The sequence below is a fragment of the Blastomonas sp. AAP25 genome, assembly GCF_001295965.1.
Lineage (GTDB): Bacteria > Pseudomonadota > Alphaproteobacteria > Sphingomonadales > Sphingomonadaceae > Blastomonas > Blastomonas fulva.
The window spans coordinates 47,156-68,148 of sequence record NZ_LJHP01000034.1 but is presented as its reverse complement, the minus strand read 5'-3'; the positions used below and the strand labels follow the sequence as shown (position 1 = coordinate 68,148).

At 64.0% G+C, this 20,993-nt stretch carries 14 protein-coding genes; 7 read left to right on the top strand and 7 right to left on the bottom strand.

Annotated elements, in window-relative coordinates; all coding sequences use genetic code 11:
- Positions 1–712 precede the first annotated feature (712 nt).
- Entirely contained in the window at positions 713–1,024 is a 312-nt protein-coding gene (locus IP68_RS17500) for a helix-turn-helix transcriptional regulator (RefSeq protein ID WP_231684119.1), read from the bottom strand.
- A gap of 71 nt (positions 1,025–1,095) precedes the next feature.
- On the opposite strand from IP68_RS17500, the gene IP68_RS17495 reads away from it, so the two are divergent.
- Positions 1,096–2,211 carry an NADH:flavin oxidoreductase/NADH oxidase gene (locus tag IP68_RS17495; protein ID WP_054136301.1) on the top strand — a complete coding sequence of 372 codons (1,116 nt, stop codon included), beginning with the start codon at positions 1,096–1,098 and terminating at the stop codon, positions 2,209–2,211.
- A gap of 91 nt (positions 2,212–2,302) precedes the next feature.
- Here IP68_RS17495 and IP68_RS17490 read toward each other — a convergent pair whose 3' ends face one another.
- Positions 2,303–3,334, bottom strand: coding sequence for a hypothetical protein (locus tag IP68_RS17490; RefSeq protein ID WP_054136300.1), 1,032 nt, complete (start codon positions 3,332–3,334; stop codon positions 2,303–2,305).
- Positions 3,335–3,499: 165 nt separating this feature from the next.
- Between IP68_RS17490 and IP68_RS17485 the strand changes: the two genes are divergently transcribed.
- Positions 3,500–4,099: a phosphatase PAP2 family protein gene (locus tag IP68_RS17485; protein ID WP_054136299.1), complete on the top strand. Its 600-nt coding sequence runs from the start codon at positions 3,500–3,502 to the stop codon at positions 4,097–4,099.
- On the opposite strand, the gene IP68_RS17480 is transcribed toward IP68_RS17485, so the two are convergent.
- Positions 4,089–4,751, bottom strand: coding sequence for a YoaK family protein (locus IP68_RS17480; RefSeq protein ID WP_054136314.1), 663 nt, complete (start codon positions 4,749–4,751; stop codon positions 4,089–4,091). The genes IP68_RS17485 and IP68_RS17480 overlap by 11 nt on opposite strands.
- A 277-nt stretch (positions 4,752–5,028) precedes the next feature.
- Here IP68_RS17480 and rpoB point away from each other — a divergent pair, with 277 nt between their 5' ends.
- Complete coding sequence (rpoB, locus tag IP68_RS17475) at positions 5,029–9,195, top strand: DNA-directed RNA polymerase subunit beta (RefSeq protein ID WP_054136298.1); 4,167 nt, start codon at positions 5,029–5,031, stop codon at positions 9,193–9,195.
- Between the two features lie 129 nt (positions 9,196–9,324).
- The gene (gene rpoC / locus IP68_RS17470) at positions 9,325–13,536 is read left to right on the top strand and encodes a DNA-directed RNA polymerase subunit beta' (RefSeq protein ID WP_054136297.1); all 4,212 of its coding nucleotides are present in this window, start codon (positions 9,325–9,327) and stop codon (positions 13,534–13,536) included.
- A gap of 409 nt (positions 13,537–13,945) precedes the next feature.
- Here rpoC and IP68_RS17465 read toward each other — a convergent pair whose 3' ends face one another.
- From IP68_RS17465 to IP68_RS17450, 4 genes are all read right to left on the bottom strand, one after another.
- Entirely contained in the window at positions 13,946–14,530 is a 585-nt protein-coding gene (locus tag IP68_RS17465) for a DsrE family protein (protein WP_082382470.1), read from the bottom strand.
- A 32-nt stretch (positions 14,531–14,562) separates the two neighbouring features.
- Positions 14,563–16,086: a DUF1570 domain-containing protein gene (locus IP68_RS17460; protein WP_054136296.1), complete on the bottom strand. Its 1,524-nt coding sequence runs from the start codon at positions 16,084–16,086 to the stop codon at positions 14,563–14,565.
- 121 nt (positions 16,087–16,207) lie between these two features.
- Complete coding sequence (gene wrbA / locus IP68_RS17455; RefSeq protein WP_054136295.1) at positions 16,208–16,807, bottom strand: NAD(P)H:quinone oxidoreductase; 600 nt, start codon at positions 16,805–16,807, stop codon at positions 16,208–16,210.
- Positions 16,808–16,882: 75 nt separating this feature from the next.
- Complete coding sequence (locus tag IP68_RS17450) at positions 16,883–17,593, bottom strand: pirin family protein (protein ID WP_054136294.1); 711 nt, start codon at positions 17,591–17,593, stop codon at positions 16,883–16,885.
- A 115-nt stretch (positions 17,594–17,708) separates the two neighbouring features.
- Between IP68_RS17450 and IP68_RS17445 the strand changes: the two genes are divergently transcribed.
- The 3 genes from IP68_RS17445 to IP68_RS17435 all read left to right on the top strand — a co-directional run bounded on the left by IP68_RS17445 (position 17,709) and on the right by IP68_RS17435 (position 20,986).
- Complete coding sequence (locus IP68_RS17445) at positions 17,709–18,605, top strand: LysR family transcriptional regulator (RefSeq protein ID WP_054136293.1); 897 nt, start codon at positions 17,709–17,711, stop codon at positions 18,603–18,605.
- A gap of 271 nt (positions 18,606–18,876) precedes the next feature.
- Positions 18,877–19,578, top strand: a complete 702-nt coding sequence (gene ctrA, locus IP68_RS17440; RefSeq protein ID WP_017672249.1) for a response regulator transcription factor CtrA — start codon at positions 18,877–18,879, stop codon at positions 19,576–19,578.
- Positions 19,579–19,705: 127 nt separating this feature from the next.
- The gene (locus tag IP68_RS17435; RefSeq protein ID WP_054136292.1) at positions 19,706–20,986 is read left to right on the top strand and encodes an MFS transporter; all 1,281 of its coding nucleotides are present in this window, start codon (positions 19,706–19,708) and stop codon (positions 20,984–20,986) included.
- Positions 20,987–20,993 lie beyond the last annotated feature (7 nt).

The window sequence follows — 20,993 nt, the reverse complement described above, 5'->3', positions numbered from 1 at the left end:
ACCGGGTCCCCTGCGAAGGCAGGGGCCCATCTCCCCACCGCTGCGCTGGCTGCCAGGGCAGGAGATGGATGCCTGCCTCGGCAGGCAAACGGGAAGTGGAGGAAGGGCCACATGAGCAGTGGACGGATGGCTCGCTAACCCAGCCTCGAACTATGAGCCCAACCACCCCCGCTCATCCTGAGCCGCGGGCGTGAGCCCGCGAAATCGAAGGACCCGCGCCAACGCTGGCCGTATAGCGAGGCCTTCGACAAGCTCAGGCTGAGCGGAGGGGGTGGCGGCGTTTGAGGGGGCGCAGAAAAAACCTTCCGTTCTGCAAGCGACCCCATTGTGGACGTTGGCACGCAAGTGCTAACTCTCATTAATGATCGTCTCTTCTGCACTTTCTAAGCTTGAGCGCGGAAAGCTCATCAGGTGGGTAGATTGGGTTCTTGATGGGTTCCCATACAGAACAAACATCTATTGGCTCATCGTATTAGGACCTCTGCTGCTCCTGATGTGGCTGGGTTCCCCTACGGGTGTCTTGGCGACCTATGTCGCGCTTTGGATCATACCTTGGTCTCTGATATTTCTTTGGCGAGGCGTCCTATGGTTTCGGGAACGCAAGCAGCCGTGGAATAGACGACGCTGACGTTCAAATGTCCGCTTCCCACCCAGTTCCCGCCATCCGCGCGTGCTAGCCTGTCGCCTGAAAGCAGAAAGCCTGCCTTCAAACCTAGCCCTTCACCCCCAAAACCGCATCCAGCAGCCCCGGAAACCGCTTGTCCACCTCATCTCGCCGCAGCGTGTTCATATGCTGCACGCCTGCAATCCGCGTGTGCACCAGCCCGGCGGCGCGCAGGACGCGGAAGTGGTGGGACATGCTCGATTTGGGGCGGCCGCCGTCGAGCGCGGCGCAGCTGGCTTCGATCTCGCGGTCGAGCTGGCGGACGATGTCGAGCCGCACGGGATCGCTCAGCGCGTGCAGCGCGTGTTCGATGGTGACGGTCGAAAGGTCGGGATGCTGATAGGTTCGCATGGCACTCATATAGCATGGCGGTCTTGTAAATCCTATAGTTCGATTATATACGTACTATCATAACAACCACAGGACTCCCCATGACTGATAACACTCCCGCCAAAACCCCCGCGCTGTTCGAGCCGTACACGCTCAAGTCCGTCACGCTGCGCAACCGCATCGCGGTCTCGCCGATGTGCCAGTATTCCGCCGAAGATGGCGTGCCCAACGACTGGCACCGCTCGCACCTCGTCTCGCTGGCGCGCGGCGGTGCGGGGCTGGTGGTCGCCGAGGCCTCGGGCGTGTCGCCCGAAGGCCGGATTACGCCTGGCTGCACCGGGCTGTGGAACGATGAGCAGCGCGATGCGTTCGCGCCGATCGTTGCCGAGATCAAGGCGGCAGGGGCGGTCCCCGGCATCCAGATCGCGCATGCCGGGCGCAAGGCCAGCGCCAACAAGCCCTGGGAAGGCGACGATCACATTGCCGAGGGCGACCCGCGCGGCTGGGAAACCGTCTCGCCCTCGCCGATCGCGTTCGGCGGTGGCCTGAGCAAGGTGCCGCGTGAAATGACATTGGCCGATATCGAGAAGGTCAAGGCCGACTATGTCAGTGCTGCGATCCGTGCGCGCGAGGCCGGGTTCGAATGGCTGATGCTGCACTTTGCGCACGGCTATCTGGCGCAGAGCTTCTTCTCCAAGCATTCCAACCAGCGCACTGATGCATACGGCGGAAGTTTCGAGAACCGGTCGCGCTTCCTTCTCGAAACCCTGGAAGCTGTTCGCGAAGTGTGGCCTGCCGAGTTTCCGTTGTCGGCGCGCTTCGGCGTGATCGAGTTCGACGGTAATGACGAGGAAACGCTTGGCGAGTCGATCGAGTTGGTGAAGCTGATGAAAGAGCGCGGGCTCGATTTCATCGATGTCAGCATCGTGTTCTCGACGCCGACCGCGCAGATCCCCTGGGGTCCGGCGTTCATGGCGCCGATCGCCGAGCGCGTGCGCAGCGAGACCGGGCTTCCGGCCGCGACCAGCTGGTATATCGGCACCTCGGAAAACGCCAACCGTATGGTCGAGACCGGCCAGGTCGATCTGGTGATGATGGGCCGGCCGATGCTCGAGAACCCGCACTGGCCGTATCAGGCGGCGAAGGAGCTGGGCAAGGACAGGCCGAGCTGGACGCTGCCCGCGCCTTACGCGCACTGGCTCGAGCGGTATCGCTGAGCCAGCGCACGCGCTGACGACAAAAAGGAAGGCGGGGATCGCTCCCCGCCTTCTGTCGTTTCAAATCATCCCAATTCGGGGATTGGTACGGTCAGGCCGCGCTCTGCATCGGATAGCTGTTGCGCAGCAGGAACAAAGCGCGACGCTTGCGGTTGGCCCGCGTCTTGAACGGATTGTCGCGGCTGGGCGGCTGCGCAATCATGTCCTCGAGGCGGCGCTCATCGACCGTAAGGTCACCGCGCGGTGCGATCGGTGCCCGGGTGGGCGTCGAGCGCGTTGCCGCCAGCGGGGCCACTGCAGGCGTCTGCATCAGCGGCTGGTCGAGCCGAGTCTGTGCGGGTGTCGGAACCGGCGTCGTTACGGTGGTGGCCCGCGGCCGGTCGTGCGGACCAGCCAGGCGACGCTCGGTGCCATGATCGGCATCGGCTGCACGCGCCTCGGTCATCATGGACGCGCTCTTGCGGGTCCGGGTCCTGCGCAGGGCGATCGCACCGCCGCCAATGCCCAGCAAGGCGAGCAGACCGGCCATCCAGCCCCATACGTCGCCGCTGCCGGATTCGGTGGCGCTGACTGCGCCATCCTGCTGGGCAGGGGTTTCAAAGGCCGGTGCAGCCGGGGCGACCGGCGCCAGAGCAGCAGCCTCTTCAGGCGGAGCGGCGAGCGGATCGGCAGCTGTGTTCGCCTCCGGCGCAGCAGCGACCGGCGCAGGTGCAGCTTCACGGGCGGTGGGACGCTCGGTCGGAGCGGCCCTGCGGGTCGGTGCGGGCCGTTCTGCAGCCTCTGCCGGCGGGGTGGTTGCGGTCGACGGAACGTCGCTCACCACCGGCGGCGCCATGGGGATGGCCATCGGGACAGGGTTGCCCGGGAGCGAGGCTGCAGGCGGGATCGCCGAGACAGGCGGCGTGGCCGGTGCCGAAGGCTGCGCCGTCGGCATCTGGACCTGCGGCGTCTGCGAAGCCGTGGTCGGCGTACCGGCCGGGCTGGCAGGCTGCACGGCTTCGGGCATCGGCATCACCGGCGCGATGGCCGGAGCTTCCTGCGCCAGAAGCGGGGTTGCGGTCAGGGCAAGAACGGCGGCAATCGCGGCCCTTGCCGGGCGAATGGGGTGCGATGTGTGTGTCATGGTATCACAGCAAACGCTCGAGGCGCGCAAAACCGTTCACGCCGCTGCGCGCAAACTCTGTCAGGCTGACGCTGCAGGGCGGCCAGTTGATGAACTAGGTATGGTTTGCATACCTAAAAGCTGCGATTGACCCTGCAGTTTGGACGGCAGCGGGGACCGTGTTTGATGCGCAGCGTGAGTCTGGTTCTGCTCATGATCGTGGTCGTGCTCGGCGGGATGGGGGTCTGGCTGCAGGGTCCGCTGCCGCTGGATATCGAGGCGACCCGGCAGCTCCAGCGGCTGATCGACCCCCGCTCAGCCTGGATCGAATGGCTGTCGCTGACTGCCGGTTGGCCGATGATCGTCGCCAGCACGCTGCTGGCCGGGCTGTTTGCTGCCTCGCTGGCGCGGTTGCCCGGAGCGGCCGCGCTGATCATCGGCGTGGGCATCGCGATGGCGACCGAGCGGCTGGCGCGCCTGGCACTCTATGTCCCGCGCCCATCTGCCGATATAGTCGAGGTCGCCAGCGCGAGCGCGTCTTCGGGGCTGCCCTCGACTTTCGCGATCTTCCATGGCGCGGCGTGCGGCGGGCTGATCCTGCTGACATGGGGCACCCGCGGACGTGAGGCGATGGCGGTGCGGCTGGGGGCAGCGGTACTGCTGCTGGCCGGCTGTATCGGGCGGGTTGCTGCGGGCGGCCACTGGACCAGCCAGGTGCTGGCGAGTGCAGCGCTTGGCGCGCTGGCGGCAATCCTTGCGGCCCGGCTTGTCGGGGTCAGGCGCTAGGCACCTCATCGTGCAGCGCAAAGCGCGGCAGCGCGGCGACCAGCGCCAGTGCCAGCCCGATGGCGGCAGCGATCCACAGCGCCATCAGCCCCCAGTCGAGATAGGCGAGCACGCCAAGTCCTGCGCCGCTCACCAGCCCGGCCCACAACAGCAGATGCGGCACCCATTGCCAGCGCTGGCCCGCACGGTGCACGCGCGACAGCGCCTGGCCCAGCTTGACCAGGGTCCCGGTCATGTAGGTGAGCCCGATGCTGACCTGACCCTCGCGCTGGAACACGGTGTTTTCCATCCCCATCGCCAGCAACGTGAAGCCGACCGCGAGCATCCCCAGCCCCGCCATGCCCAGGGCGGCAGCGGCGGCGAGCAGCGCCACCACCCCCAGGATGGTCAGCGGCAAGCGGGTTCTGGCGGAACACAGGCTGCCTGCCACATTGCCGATGATCACCCCTGCCACAAAGGTCGCGATCATCGAGGCGGCGATCGCGGCGATGCGGCCATCGGTGAACAGCCCCACCGCCATCCGGGTCGAATTGCCGGTCATGAACGCGGTGAAGAAGCCGCCGGTGTACAGAAAGCCGATGGCATCGACGAACCCCGCCAGCGCCGCCAGCGCGACCGCAAGAAACCAGTGATGGCGTTGATAGCGGGTCATCCAGCGCCTGCTATAGGCACGCAGCGCGCCTTGCGCCATCGCCCTCTGGGGCGTTTGACAAGTCCAACACGCGAGCCTATATCGCACCCCAACACCGAACGTTTCGAGACATGACAGGTTTGCGCGGACCTGACGAACGAATGAGGCGAACGGGATCAATCTGACGCGATAGGCTGCAGTTCATGGGCTTCCATGGGCTTGCGGCCTTTTGGCGTCTCTGGCCTCGCGAATCGGCCAACACGAATATCGACTTGCACAAAAAGGCGAAGACAAAGCTATGGCAACCAAGGCACGTCCGACGGCTCAGCAGAAGCCGACCCCGATGAAGCGCATCCGCAAGATTTTCGGCGACATCCACGAAGTCAGCGAAATGCCGAACCTGATCGAGGTTCAGCGCGAAAGCTATGAGCAGTTCCTGCGCTCGGATCATTCGATCGGCTACATTTCGGGCCTCGAAAAGACGCTTCGCAGCGTGTTCCCGATCCGCGATTTTGCCGGCACTGCCGAGCTCGACTTCGTGCATTACGAACTCGAATCGCCCAAATACGACGTGCAGGAATGCCGCCAGCGCGGAATCACTTATGCCGCTCCCATGAAGGTGACGCTGCGTCTGATCGTGTTCGAGGTCGACCAGGAAACCGAAAGCCGTTCCGTGCTCGATATCAAGGAGCAGGACGTCTATATGGGCGACATGCCGCTGATGACCGCGAACGGCACGTTCGTGATCAACGGCACCGAGCGCGTGATCGTCAGCCAGATGCACCGTTCGCCGGGCGTGCTGTTCGATCATGACCGCGGCAAGACCCACTCGTCGGGCAAGTATCTGTTCGCCGCGCGCGTCATTCCGTACCGCGGTTCGTGGCTCGATTTCGAATTCGATGCCAAGGACATCGTCAACGTGCGCATCGACCGCAAGCGCAAGCTGCCGGTCACCTCGCTGCTGTACTCGCTCGGTCTCAACGACGAGGAAATCCTCGACCATTTCTATGAAAAGGTCGTGTATGAGCGCGGCACCGGCGGCTGGAAGATTCCGTTCGTGCCCGAACAGTGGCGCGGCCTGAAGCCTGCGTTCGACATCGTCGATGCCACCACCGGCGAAGTCGCGTTCAAGGCGGGCGACAAGATCACCCCGCGCGCTGCCACCAAGGCAGGCAAGGATGGTCTGGCCACGCTGCTGATCCCGACCGAAGAAATCTTCGGCCGCTACAGCGCCTATGACCTGATCAACGAGAAGACCGGCGAAATCTATATCGAGGCAGGCGACGAAGTCACCGCCGAGAATCTGGAAAAGCTCGACAAGGCCGGGATCGACCAGCTGGTGCTGCTCGACATCGACCATGTCACCACCGGTCCCTGGATCCGCAACACGATGAAGGCCGACAAGGCCGACAACCGCGACATGGGTCTCGATGCGATCTATCGCGTCATGCGCCCCGGCGAGCCGCCGACGCGCGAAACCGCCGATGCCCTGTTCGAAGGCCTGTTCTTCGATCCCGAGCGCTACGACCTTTCGGCCGTGGGCCGCGTCAAGCTCAACATGCGTCTTGAGCTCGACTGCGAGGACACCGTCACCACGCTGCGCCGCGAGGACATCCTGGCCGTCGTCAAGACGCTGGTCGACCTCAAGGACGGCAAGGGCGATGTCGATGACATCGACAACCTCGGCAACCGCCGTGTCCGTTCGGTGGGCGAGCTGCTGGAAAACCAGTATCGCGTCGGCTTGCTGCGCATGGAGCGTGCGGTCAAGGAACGGATGAGCTCGGTCGATGTCTCGACCGTGATGCCCAACGATCTGATCAACGCCAAGCCTGCGGTCGCCGCGGTGCGCGAATTCTTCGGCTCCTCGCAGCTGTCGCAGTTCATGGACCAGACCAACCCGCTGGCCGAAGTCACCCACAAGCGCCGCGTTTCGGCCTTGGGCCCAGGCGGTCTCACCCGCGAACGTGCAGGCTTCGAAGTCCGCGACGTTCACCCGACCCATTATGGCCGTATCTGCCCGATCGAAACGCCCGAAGGCCCGAACATCGGTCTGATCAACTCGCTGGCCTCGTTCAGCCGCGTCAACAAGTACGGCTTCATCGAAACCCCGTACCGCAAGGTTGTCGATCACAAGGTGACCGACGACGTTGTGTACCTGTCGGCAATGGAAGAGGCCAAGCACACGATCGCGCAGGCCAACGCCGAGCTCGACGACGACATGGGCTTTGTCGAGGACATCGTCTCGTCGCGTCAGGCGGGCGAATTCCTGATGGCGCCGCGCGACATCATCACCCTGATGGACGTCAGCCCCAAGCAGCTGGTTTCGGTTGCCGCATCGCTCATTCCGTTCCTGGAAAACGATGACGCCAACCGCGCGCTGATGGGATCGAACATGCAGCGTCAGGCCGTGCCTCTGGTACAGGCTGAAGCACCGTTCGTCGGCACCGGCATGGAAGAAACCGTGGCGCGCGATTCGGGCGCTGCGATTGCTGCCAAGCGTGCCGGTATCGTCGATCAGGTCGATGCGACCCGCATCGTGATCCGCGCCACCGGCTCGGTGGATTCGGGCCGCTCGGGCGTGGACATCTACACGCTGCAGAAGTTCCAGCGTTCGAACCAGAACACCTGCATCAACCAGCGCCCGCTGGTGAAGGTGGGCGAAGTGATCGCCGAAGGCGACATCATCGCCGACGGTCCCTCGACTGACCTTGGCGAACTGGCGCTGGGCCGCAACGCGCTCGTCGCGTTCATGCCCTGGAACGGCTACAACTACGAGGATTCGATCCTGATCTCCGAGCGCATCGTCAAGGACGACGTGTTCACCTCGATCCATATCGAAGAGTTCGAAGTCATGGCCCGCGACACCAAGCTGGGTCCTGAAGACATCACCCGCGACATTCCCAATGTCGGCGAGGAAGCGCTGCGCAACCTCGACGAAGCGGGCATCGTCTATATCGGTGCGGAAGTGCATCCTGGCGACATCCTGGTCGGCAAGATCACGCCCAAGGGCGAAAGCCCGATGACGCCGGAAGAAAAGCTGCTGCGCGCGATCTTCGGCGAAAAGGCAAGCGATGTGCGTGACACTTCGCTGCGTCTGTCGCCGGGCGTATCGGGCACCGTGGTCGAAGTCCGCGTGTTCAACCGTCACGGCATCGACAAGGACGAACGTGCCCTGGCGATCGAACGCGAGGAGATCGAGCGTCTGACCAAAGACCGCGAGGACGAACGCGCCATTCTCAACCGCGCGACCTACAACCGCCTCAAGGAAATGTTGATCGGCCAGGTGGCTGCAGCGGCTCCCAAGGGCGTCAAGAAGGGCGGCGTGATCGACGATGCCCTGCTCGACGAGGTCGAAAAGCACCTGTGGTGGAAGTTCGCGGTCGAGGACGATGCGGTCCAGGCCGATCTGGAAGCGGTCAAGGTCCAGTATGACGAAGCCGTCACGCGGATCACCGAGAAGTTCGACGACCGCCGCGAGAAGCTGGAGCGTGGCGACGAGCTGGCACCTGGCGTGCTCAAGATGGTCAAGGTGTTCGTCGCGGTGAAGCGCAAGCTGCAGCCGGGCGACAAGATGGCCGGACGTCACGGAAACAAGGGCATCATCAGCCGCATCCTGCCGATCGAGGACATGCCGTTCCTCGAGGACGGCACGCATGTCGACTTCGTGCTCAACCCGCTGGGTGTTCCCAGCCGCATGAATGTCGGACAGATCTTCGAAACCCATCTGGGCTGGGCCGCACGCGGTCTGGGTCAGCAGATTTCGAAGGCGCTGGACGACTGGCGTGAGGCCAATCCTAACCCCGAAGCGGGCGCTCCGCCCGACGCGCTGCGCGAAAAGCTGAAGTACGTCTATGGCGAGGATTACGACGCCGAGATCGACAGCCGCAGCGATGAAGCGGTGGTCGAGCTGGCCGGACTGCTGCGCAACGGCGTTCCGATGGGCACCCCGGTGTTCGACGGTGCGCGCGAGGCGGACGTTTCGCGGATGCTGGAGCGGGCGGGTCTCGACCCCTCGGGCCAGGTCGATCTGTACGACGGCCGTACCGGCGACAAGTTCGACCGCAAGGTGACCGTGGGCTATATCTACATGCTCAAGCTGCATCACTTGGTGGACGACAAGATCCACGCGCGTTCCATCGGCCCCTACAGCCTCGTCACCCAGCAGCCGCTGGGCGGCAAGGCGCAATTCGGTGGACAGCGCTTCGGGGAAATGGAGGTCTGGGCACTCCAGGCCTATGGCGCGGCCTATACGCTGCAGGAAATGCTGACGGTGAAGTCCGATGACGTGGTCGGACGCACCAAGGTTTACGAGGCGATCGTCAAGGGTGACGACACGTTCGAGGCCGGCATCCCTGAGAGCTTCAACGTTCTGGTCAAGGAAATGCGCTCGCTGGGTCTCAACGTCGAGTTGAACTCCATCGATGCACTGCCCGATCCGGACGAGATTGCGGAAGCCGCGGAGTAAGATTGTCCCTCCCTCTCCCCCCACGGGGGAGAGGGCCGGGGAGAGGGGGAGTCATGCGACTTCCCTCGGGCACATGCCCCTCTCCCAACCCTCCCCCCTCAAGGGGAGAGGGCTTAAATGGAGCCAAAAATGAACGAACTGACCAAATTCAACAATCCCGCCGTCAAGCCGGAAACCTTTGACGAGATCCAGATCGGCCTCGCTTCCCCGGAGCGTATCCGTTCGTGGTCCTTCGGCGAGATCAAGAAGCCCGAAACCATCAACTATCGCACGTTCAAGCCCGAGCGTGACGGCCTGTTCTGCGCGCGCATCTTCGGTCCGGTGAAGGACTATGAGTGCCTGTGCGGCAAGTACAAGCGGATGAAGTACAAGGGCATCGTCTGCGAAAAGTGCGGCGTTGAAGTCACCGTGACCAAGGTGCGCCGCGAGCGCATGGGCCATATCGAGCTCGCCGCTCCCGTCGCGCATATCTGGTTCCTCAAGTCGCTGCCGTCGCGCATCGGCCTGCTGCTCGACATGCAGCTCAAGCAGCTCGAGCGCGTGCTGTATTTCGAAAGCTATGTCGTCATCGAGCCGGGCCTCACCAGCCTTGAAAAGTACCAGCTGCTGACCGAAGACGAGCTGCTCGACGCACAGGACGAGTTCGGTGAAGACGCGTTCTCCGCCGGGATCGGCGCAGAAGCCGTGCGCCAGATGCTGATGGACCTCGACCTCGAAAGCGAGCGTGCCGATCTGCTGCAGGAGCTTGAGACCACCAAGTCGGAGCTCAAGCCCAAGAAGATCATCAAGCGCCTGAAGGTCGTGGAATCGTTCATCGATTCAGGCAACCGTCCCGAATGGATGATCCTGGAAGTCATCCCCGTGATCCCGCCCGAGCTGCGCCCGCTGGTGCCGCTGGACGGTGGCCGCTTTGCGACCTCGGATCTCAACGATCTGTATCGCCGCGTGATCAACCGCAACAACCGCCTGAAGCGGCTGATGGAACTGCGCGCGCCTGACATCATCGTGCGCAACGAAAAGCGCATGCTGCAGGAAGCCGTCGATGCGCTGTTCGACAACGGCCGTCGCGGCCGCATCATCACCGGCGCCAACAAGCGTCCGTTGAAGTCGCTGTCCGACATGCTCAAGGGCAAGCAGGGCCGCTTCCGTCAGAACCTGCTCGGCAAGCGCGTCGATTATTCGGGCCGTTCGGTCATCGTGACCGGTCCCGAACTCAAGCTGCACCAGTGCGGCCTGCCCAAGAAGATGGCGCTCGAGCTGTTCAAGCCGTTCATCTACGCGCGTCTCGATGCCAAGGGTCTGTCGATGACCCTGAAGCAGGCGAAGAAGTGGGTCGAAAAGGAGCGCAAGGAAGTCTGGGACATCCTCGACGAAGTCATTCGCGAGCACCCGGTCATGCTCAACCGCGCCCCGACGCTCCACCGTCTGGGCATCCAGGCGTTCGAACCCGTGCTGATCGAGGGCAAGGCGATCCAGCTTCACCCGCTCGTCTGCTCGGCCTTCAACGCCGACTTCGATGGTGACCAGATGGCTGTCCACGTGCCCCTGAGCCTCGAAGCGCAGTTAGAAGCGCGCGTGCTGATGATGTCGACCAACAACATCCTCTCGCCCGCCAACGGCAAGCCGATCATCGTTCCTTCGCAGGACATGGTGCTCGGTCTGTATTACCTCTCGATGGACCGCGAAGGCGAGCCCGGCGAGGGCATGCTGATGGCCGACATCGCCGAAGTGCATCAGGCGCTGGAAATAGGTGCGGTGACCCTGCACTCCAAGGTTATTGCGCGCGTTCCGCAGACCGACGAGCAGGGCAACCAGTATCTCAAGCGGTACAACACCACGCCTGGGCGCATGCTCATCGGCGAGTGCCTGCCCAAGAGCCACAAGGTGCCCTTCGACGTCGTCAACCGCCTTCTCACCAAGAAGGAAATCGGCGACGTCATCGATCAGGTCTATCGTCACACCGGCCAGAAGGACACCGTCCTGTTTGCCGATGCGATCATGGGCCTGGGCTTCCGTCACGCCTGCCGCGCCGGCATCTCGTTCGGCAAGGACGACATGATCATCCCCGATTCCAAGGAGCGTCTGGTCGATGAGACCCGCGCCCTGGTTGCTGACTATGAGCAGCAGTATCAGGATGGTCTGATCACCCAGCAGGAAAAGTACAACAAGGTGATCGACGCCTGGAGCCGTTGCGGCGACCAGGTGGCGAATGCCATGATGGAAGAGATCAAGGCGACGCCTAAGGACGAGCATGGCCGCGAAGCCCCGGTCAACTCGATCTACATGATGAGCCACTCGGGCGCGCGTGGTTCGCCAGCGCAGATGAAGCAGCTTGCCGGCATGCGCGGCCTGATGGCCAAGCCGTCGGGCGAGATCATCGAAACGCCGATCATCTCGAACTTCAAGGAAGGTCTGACCGTTCTTGAATACTTCAACTCCACCCACGGTGCCCGCAAGGGTCTGGCGGATACGGCGCTCAAGACGGCGAACTCGGGTTACCTGACCCGCCGTCTGGTCGACGTCAGCCAGGATTGCGTCATCGTGCAGGAGGATTGCGGTACCGAGAACGCGCTGGAAATGCGTGCGATCGTGCAGGGCGGCAGCGTCATCGCCTCGTTGGGCGAGCGTATCCTGGGCCGCACGCTGGCCGAGGATATCTCCGATGCCAAGACCGGCGAGATCGTGATTGCCAAGGACACCTTGCTCGACGAAGCGAATATCGCGACGATCGAGGCCTTGGGGCTGCAGGCAGCACGCATCCGTTCGCCGCTGATCTGCGAAGCGACCATGGGCGTGTGCGGCAAGTGCTATGGCCGTGACCTTGCTCGCGGTACGCCGGTGAACATCGGCGAAGCTGTCGGCGTCATCGCCGCGCAGTCGATCGGTGAGCCGGGCACCCAGCTGACGATGCGGACCTTCCACATCGGCGGTGCGGCGCAGCTCAACGAAACCTCGAACCTCGAAGCGGTGGCCGATGGCACGCTGCAGTACCGGGATATCCCGACGATCGTGAACAAGCGCGGACAGCGCCTGTCGCTCGCCCGCAACGGCGAAATCGCGATTGTCGACAAGGAAGGCCGCGAACGTGCGGTCCACCGCATCCCGTACGGCACCGTGCTGCTGGTCGACGACAATGGTGTGGTCAACCTTGGCGATCGGATCGCCGAGTGGGATCCGTTCACCATGCCGGTGATCACCGAAAAGGGCGGCGTCGTGAAGTATCAGGACCTGATCGACGGCAAGACGCTGATCGAACAGACCGATGATGCCACCGGCATCGCACAGCGCGTGGTCGTGGAATTCCGTGGATCGCTCAAAGCGAAGTCCAAGGAAGATCTGCGTCCCCGCCTGACCCTGCTCGATGATGATTCGGGTGAAGCTGCCCGCTACATGCTGGCAGTGGGTGCGATGCTTTCGGTCGAGGAAGGCCAGAAGGTTGAAGCAGGCGATGTTCTCGCCCGTGTCAGCCGCGAGGCCGCCAAGACCCGCGACATCACCGGTGGTCTGCCGCGCGTTGCCGAACTGTTCGAAGCTCGCAAGCCCAAGGACAATGCGATCATCGCAAAGGTCTCGGGCCGCATCGAGTTCGTTCGTGACTACAAGGCCAAGCGCAAGATCGCGATCCATCCTGAAGAGGGTGAATCGGTCGAATATCTGGTGCCCAAGTCCAAGGTCATCGACGTCCAGGAAGGCGATTATGTCAAGAAGGGCGACAACCTGATCTCGGGCTCGCCCGACCCGCATGACATCCTTGAAGTGCTCGGCGTGGAAGCGCTGGCCGAATATCTGGTCAGCGAAATCCAGGAGGTCTATCGTCTGCAGGGCGTGAAGATCAACGACAAGCACATCGAGGTGATCGTCCGTCAGATGCTGCAGAAGGTGGAAATCACCGACGGCGGCGACACCACCCTGCTGCCGGGCGAACAGCTCGATCGTGAGGAAATGGACGAGTACAACGGTCGTCTCGACGCGGGCAAGAAGTTCGCGGAAGGCAAGCCCGTGCTGCTCGGCATCACCAAGGCTTCGCTGCAGACGCGTTCGTTCATCTCGGCGGCATCGTTCCAGGAAACCACCCGGGTGCTCACCCAGGCGGCGGTCGAAGGCAAGCGTGACTCGCTGATCGGCCTGAAGGAAAACGTCATCGTGGGTCGTCTGATCCCGGCAGGTACCGGTGCGGGCATGAACCGCATGCGCATCGCCGCCAACAGCCGCGATGCAGCGCTCCGCGCCCAGCAGCGTGCGCTGCAGCGGGCGATGGCAGCCGCGAACGAGGTCGAGGCGGCTCCCGCCCCGGCACCGGTCGCAGCCGAGCCCGAGGCGGCCGATACCGACGCGGAATAAGCGTGTTGCTCCCCGGCGCTGGCCGGGGAGTAACCGCCTTTGCACACAACAAACCCGCCGGAAGCGATTCCGGCGGGTTTGTTGTGTTCGGTCTGTCAGGCCGGGGGGCTCGTTACCCCCGATCCGGTTTGCGGCTCAGAGGATGCCGAAGACGAAGAGCGCGATGATCAGCAGGCCGGGTACGCCCAGCAGCCACAGGATAAGGCCTTTTGCCATGATGGGTCCTTCTTGAAATGCGTGAGAGGTCGGTGCGACCACCCTGGAATGGAGCACCCGAAGGGATGAGGCTGTGCAATGACGGCAGCGCCGCCTCCAGCTGCCCATTCATCCGCGGGGCCGTTGACCAGTTTACATCTGTCTGAGCGATTGGTTCCGGCCCGCGCGGCAACTCATGCCCGCAAGGCCGCGCTCAGAAGGGATTGAGCGTATAGCCCTGCTGTTGCAGCAGCGCATGCGCGGTCATCGCCGACAGCTGCATCCTGACCCCGGGGGCAAGGTCGCTGCGGGCAATCCCTTGCCCCGCAGCGCTCTGCCCGCACAGATGGATCTCGACGCCGTTGTCGATCAGCGCGGCGATCGCCGCGAGATTGGCGTTGGTCGCGCCGTCATGCTTTCTGGCATAGGCTGCAGCGTTGGTGAGATCGAAGCTCGCCGGGCCGTGCACCACCACCGCGACCCGCACCGCGTCGCGCGGGACGCCTGCCTCTGCGTGCATGTTGATGAACCGCGCCGCGCTTTCCAGCGTGCGGTTGATGGCACCCGGCTTGGCGGCCTCCGCGACATCGAAGGCAACGCTGAACGTGGCATTTGCAGGCAAGGGCTCGCGCCCCTCCACCGTCGCGACTGGGCCAAAGCGGGTGATCACGCTGCCGGAATGGAAGCCGGGTCGCATAGGGGGCTGGGTGTCGGCCTGGGCCTGCGCCGGGGCCAGGCCCGCGATCAGCGCCAGCGCGCTTGCGGACAATGCGATATGAAGTGACGGCCGGTGCGACATGCAACTCTCCCTGGTTTTGGCAGCGGAGCGTATCAGGATGCCGTGTCGTCTTCATCCTCTTTCGCAGCAGGCGGCGCGCGGCCCTCGATCAGCGCGCGCGCGGTCTCTGCCAGCCGTGTGTTGTGCGGATGGTTGATCAGCGGCGCCAGCGTCCTTTGGGCGCGCTCCTTCTGGCCGCTGCCGATCTGGTACTGCGCCAGGGTCATCCGCAAGCCGATGTCATAAGGCGCCAGCGCAAGCGCGCGCTCCAGTCCCTGGATCGCGACCGGTGGCGGTGTCTTGCCCTCTGCCGCATAGGTCCGGTAGAAATAGCTCAGCGGCAGGGGATTGTCGTTTTCCACCCGGTTGGCCGCGGCGACCGCAGCGCGGACCTTGGGCCACAATCTGGCATCGCCCTGCTCGGCCTGGCGGAACAGAGCATACATCTTCTGGATCAGCGCATTCATCGCGCGCGGGTCCCTGGCCAGCGCCCGGTCGGCAGCTGCCAGTGCCTCGGCGGTGTTGCCGGCGTCGAACTCGGCTTCTGCCAGTGCGGTCTGCACGAACGGATCGTCGGCATAGGGAGCTGCGGCCTGTCGCGCCTCCTCGACGACGATCTTCGCCTGCTCGTCGTTGACCCCGCGGCGCGAGCGCATCATCACCGGCAGGATCGCTGCCTCGCCCTTGTTCAGCGTGCGGATGGTGATCGCGGCGCTGGTGATCCGCTCGGGCCCCAGCCGCAGATAGGTCATCCTGCGGCGCTTCTTGTAGGCGGCGAGTTCCTTGTCGAGCACGTCGAGATCGCCAAAGGCATTGACCGCGGCTGCCTCCTCGCCTTCGCCCGCATCCAGCCGCCGCAGATAGTCGGCCATCTGCCCCGCGCGCTCATCCGAGAAGGTCAGATAGTGAAACAGCAGCCAGCTGCGCCCGTAAAAGGAGTCGTAGCGTTTCGAGGTGTTCTCGCGATATTTGCGGGTGCTGAGCAGCATGTCGATCGGCACTTCCTGCGCCAGCTCGAGCTCGGCCACGCGATGATCGGCGGGAAGCCCCAGCCCGACCGCACCGCCACTCTCGAACTTGGCGCTGGCATAGAATTCGGCAAAGCCCTCGGTCATCCACATCGGAGGCGACCCGGAAAAGACGCTGAACATGAAGTGATGCGCATATTCGTGGAGCAGGAGGCGTTCGCCATCGGAGACGCGGTCGCTCTGGCTGTCGTCGTTCACGCGGGGTACGAACGCCACCGATCCGCCCGCGCGCGACTGGTAGAAGCCCGAGACGAAGCGGCTGCCGGTGCCCAGGAGCTTGCGCACCTGCGCGTCGTCGCGCACCACGAAGACAGTCAGCCGGTTCGATGGCGAGGTGACCTCTGGAGGCAGATTGTAGATATAGAGCATCGCCGAACGATAGCGTTCGAGCATGTCGGTGAATTCGCGGATCTGCGATTCGCTCTGGTCGCCGTAAACCAGGAAATTCGGGCTCGATGCCTCCCGCCACTCGGCACGCGCGGCTACGGGAAGACTCGCCAGCACGGCCAGCGCCAGGGCGAGCAGGCGCCTGATCCTCGAAACGTTCACACCCGTTACCCCATCGCAGCTTCGCCAGGCACAGTATGGCCCGGCCATCCCCGCTGCAATCCCGCAAAAAACGGGGTGCAGGGGGAATGGCCGGGCGGTCGCCGAGCGGGCAGGGGGCAGGTTACGCGGTCAGCTTGGCTGCGGTGCGCGCGACCTTCGCACCCAGATAGCGGGCGCCGCCGAGATCGGCTTCTTGCGGCTGGCGCGATCCGTCGCCACCGGCGATCGTGCTGGCACCATAAGGCGATCCGCCGATTACCTCGTCGTTGCTGAGCTGGCCCTGGAAGCCATAGTCCAGTCCGACGATGGTCACGCCGTGGTGCAGCAGGTTGGTGAGGATGGAGAACTGCGTGGTCTCCTGTCCGCCATGCTGGCTGGCGGTGGAGGTGAACGATGCGCCGACTTTGCCGACCAGTGCGCCCTTGGCCCACAGCCCGCCGGTGCGGTCCCAGAACGCCGCCATCTGGCTCGACATGCGGCCAAAGCGGGTGCCGGTGCCGACGACGATCGCGTCATAGTCCGCGAGCTCTTCGGGCGTGGCGATCTGCGCGGCCTGGTCGAGCTTGAAGTGACTGCTGCGGGCAACATCCTCGGGCACCGTTTCGGGCACGCGCTTGATCGTCACCTCGGCGCCCTCGCCGCGCGCGCCTTCGGCCACGGCCTCGGCCATCGTTTCGATATGACCGTAAGAGGAATAATAGAGCACCAGAACTTTTGCCATGAGACGTCTCCTTTAAGGGAATGGGTTGAAAGGGGTGTCCCGCCGCCGGGAGGGGGAAGCGGCGGGACGGGGGGATCAGTGGGTCCGGGTTTCCGCGAGCAGAAACTCGGCATCTTGGGTCGCCGAGACGGTGATCTCGGTTTCCTGGGTAATCGCGGCGGCATCGCGCGGGCCGATTTCGACCCCATTCACCGTCACGCTGCCCGCCGACACCACCAGATACGCAGACATGCCGTCCGCGATCCTGTGGGTAATGCTGTCGCCGGCCGCCAAAGTCGCACCCGACAGGCGGGCATCGGCGCGGATCATCAGTGCGCCCGCGCTGATGTCCTCGTCGCGGCCGCTGGCCAGGACCTCGAGCTTGCCCGAGCGCTCGCCCCTGGGGAACTGCTTGGCGACCCAGCGCGGTGCACCGCCCGGAGCATCGGGGATGATCCAGATCTGGAACAGCCGGGTTTCCTCGCCCTCCAGGTTGAACTCGCTGTGCTGCACCCCGGTGCCTGCGCTCATCACCTGGACGTCGCCCGCTTCGGTGCGGCCTTCATTGCCCAGGCTATCGCGATGGGTGATCGCGCCGGCGCGGACATAGGTGATTATCTCCATGTCGCGGTGCGGATGAGTGGGAAAACCGCTCTTGGGAGCGATCTCGTCGTCGTTCCACACCCGCAGCGCGCCCCAGCCCATCCGGGCGGGATCATGATAGCCACCGAACGAAAAATGGTGGCGGGCATTGAGCCAGCCATGGTTGGCATGGCCCAGGGAAGAAAAGTCGCGCTTCTCGATCATGTCAGTTGCTCCTTCTAAAAGGCACCGGATGGTCGGCCGTGCCTTGGCTTGAGACGGAGATAGGACAGTGGTATCGTTTCCAAAATAGCCAGTTTGGAAAAGGATTGTTTCAGATATGCGGCTTCCGGACTTCGAGGCCTGGGCGGTGTTCGCTGCTGTTGCCGACAGCGGCAGCTTCACCGCGGCGGCCGATGCGCTCAGCCTGTCCAAGGCCAAGGTCTCCAAGGCGGTCTCTCGGCTGGAAGCGGAGCTGGGCACGGCGCTGTTCCACCGAACTTCGCGCCGCCTGTCGCTGTCGGCGGCGGGGCGCTCGCTGGTCGATCATGCGCGGCGAATCCGGCTGGATGGCGAGGCGGCGGTGGAGGCAGCGCGCGACGAGGCATCGCTGCTTTCGGGCACGGTGCGGATTGCGGTGCCGATGAGCTTCGGCCTGCGCGCGGTGGCACCTTTGGTTGCCCGTTTCATGGCGATGCACCCCGGGATCATCATCGACATGCATCTGTCCGACGCGCGGGTCGATCTGGTCAACGAGGGGTTCGATCTGGCGCTGCGCATCGCGGTGCTGCCCGACAGCAGCCTGCGCGCGATCCGGCTGCGCAGCGTGCAGATGTACATGATCGCCTCGCCCGATTACTGCGCGCGCCATGGCACCCCGCGTCACCCGGGCGAGCTGGGCGAGCACCGGGCGGTGCATTATGCCAATGCTGCGCAGCCCGGGCTGTGGTCGATGACCGGGCCCGATGGCAGCAAGCTGCAGGTGCGGGTTCCCCCGGCGCTGATCGTCAACAACGCCGATGCGGCGATGCCCGCGGTTCTGGACGGGCTGTGCATCGCATCGCTTCCCGACTTCTTCTGCAACGCGGCGATGGCGGATGGGCGGCTGCTGCGGCTGCTGCCCGAATGGCGCTTCGACGATACCACGCTCAGCATCGTGACCCCGCCCTCGCCGCATCGCCCGGCGCGGGTGGAGGCGCTGATCGACTATCTGCGCAAGACGCTTCCGCCGGCATGAGCGGCACCGCGCAGCGTTACCAATTGGAAACCATATCGGTATAACTGTGTAAAAAGCGACGAACCGAAAGCGTCGGTTGGCATGCAGAAAATCGAGTCTTTTCCGCGCCCCAGCGATCCGGGCGTGCCTCGCGACTCGTGGAGTCAGGCCGGTTTACACAAAATTAACCTTTTGCCCCCAAAACTTTTATGGTTAATGTTTTCCTCGTCGATCCGTTCTTGGGTCCAGATGACTGAACGGTGCCGATGGCACGGGCGAAAAGGGGCTGCACATGCGGGTGCTTTTGATCGAAGATGAACCGACCACGGCAAAGGCGATCGAGCTTATGCTGACGACCGAAGGTTTTAACGTCTATACGACGGACCTTGGGGAAGAGGGCCTGGATCTGGGCAAGCTGTATGATTACGACATCATCCTGCTCGACCTGAACCTGCCCGACATGCATGGCTATGACGTGCTCAAGAAGCTGCGTGTCGCCAAGGTGCAGACGCCGGTTCTGATCCTGTCGGGCATTTCGGAGATGGACAGCAAGGTCCGCTCGTTCGGTTTCGGCGCCGACGACTATGTCACCAAGCCGTTCCACCGCGAGGAACTGGTCGCGCGCATCCACGCCGTGGTCCGCCGCTCCAAGGGCCATTCGCAAAGCGTCATCCGCACCGGCAAGCTGGCGGTCAACCTCGATGCCAAGACGGTCGAAGTGGACAGCGCCCGCGTTCACCTGACCGGCAAGGAATATGCGATGCTCGAGCTGCTCAGCTTGCGCAAGGGCACTACGCTGACCAAGGAAATGTTCCTCAACCACCTGTATGGCGGGATGGACGAGCCTGAACTCAAGATCATCGACGTTTTCATCTGCAAGCTGCGCAAGAAGCTGGCTTTGGCCTGTGGCGGTGAAAACTACATCGAGACCGTCTGGGGCCGCGGCTATGTGCTGCGCGATCCGGAAGCAGATGGCGAAGTCATCGCCGCCTGATCCGCGGATATTTCGACATTCACAAAAGGGCGGCGGGCAACCAGCCGCCCTTTTTGCATGCCCGCTGTGCGCACAGATCCGCGCCAAACCTTGCCATTGGCGCTGGCTGCGCTAACGCTCCGCGCTTATGGGGACCATCACACAGCCGCATCCATATCGCGTCCATGCGCGCGTGCTCACCGCCTCGCTGGTGGGCACGGCCGTCGAGTTCTATGACTTCTACATTTACGCGACCGCTGCCGCGCTGGTGTTCGGTCCGCTGTTCTTTCCGTCGGAGAGCGCCTCGGCGCAGCTGCTGCTGAGCTATATGAGCTTCGGCCTTGCGTTCTTCGCGCGGCCCGTCGGGGCGGTGGCGTTCGGCCATTTCGGCGACCGCATCGGGCGCAAGTCGACGTTGGTCGCCTCTCTGATGCTGATGGGCGGATCCACGCTGCTGATCGCGTTCCTGCCCACCTATCAGATGGTGGGATGGGTCGCGCCATTGTTGCTGTGCATCCTGCGGTTCGGGCAAGGTTTCGGGCTTGGCGGTGAATGGGGCGGGGCGGCTTTGCTCGCGGTAGAGAACGCACCTCCCGGATGGGCCGCGCGCTTCGGCATGGCACCGCAACTGGGCGCGCCGGTCGGCTTCATCGCCGCCAACGGGTTGTTCCTGATCCTGGGCCTTTCGTTGACCGACGAACAGTTCGTCGCCTGGGGCTGGCGCGTGCCGTTCCTGGCGAGCGGCATTCTGGTGGGGCTGGGGCTGTGGGTGCGGCTCAAGATCAGCGAAACGCCGGACTTTGCCGAGGTGCTGGCGCGCGACAAGCCCGCGCCGGTGCCGGTGGCCGAGCTTTTCCGCAACCATCTGCGCGCGACCTTCGCCAGCACTTTTGCGGTCGTCGCCTGCTTTGCGATCTTCTATCTCTCGACCGCGTTTGCGCTGGGCTATGCCACCACCGCCCTGGGGCACGACCGCGTCGATTTCCTGCTGGTGCAACTGGGCGCGATCCTGTTCCTCGCGCTGGGGATCGTGTTGTCGGGCTATCGCTCGGACGCGACCAGCAGCGGGCGGGTGCTGATGATCGGCTGCGGCGCGACGATCGGCGTCGGCCTGCTGTTCGGGCCGCTGCTGGGCTCGGGCTCGCTCTGGCTGGCATGGGTGGCGCTGTCGATCGCGCTGCTGGTGATGGGCTTCGTCTATGGCCCATTGGGCGCCTGGCTGCCGCAGCAGTTTCCCGCGCGCGTGCGCTATACCGGCGCGTCGGTGGCGTTCAACGGCGGCGGCATCATCGGCGGCGCACTCGCCCCGATCGCAGCACAGGCACTAGCGGACACGGGCGGCGCGGATGCGGTCGGGCTGTATCTGGCAGCGGCCGGGGTGCTGAGCTTTGCCGGGCTGTGGGCGCAGCGGGGAAGGGCTGCGCGGTAGGCAAGGC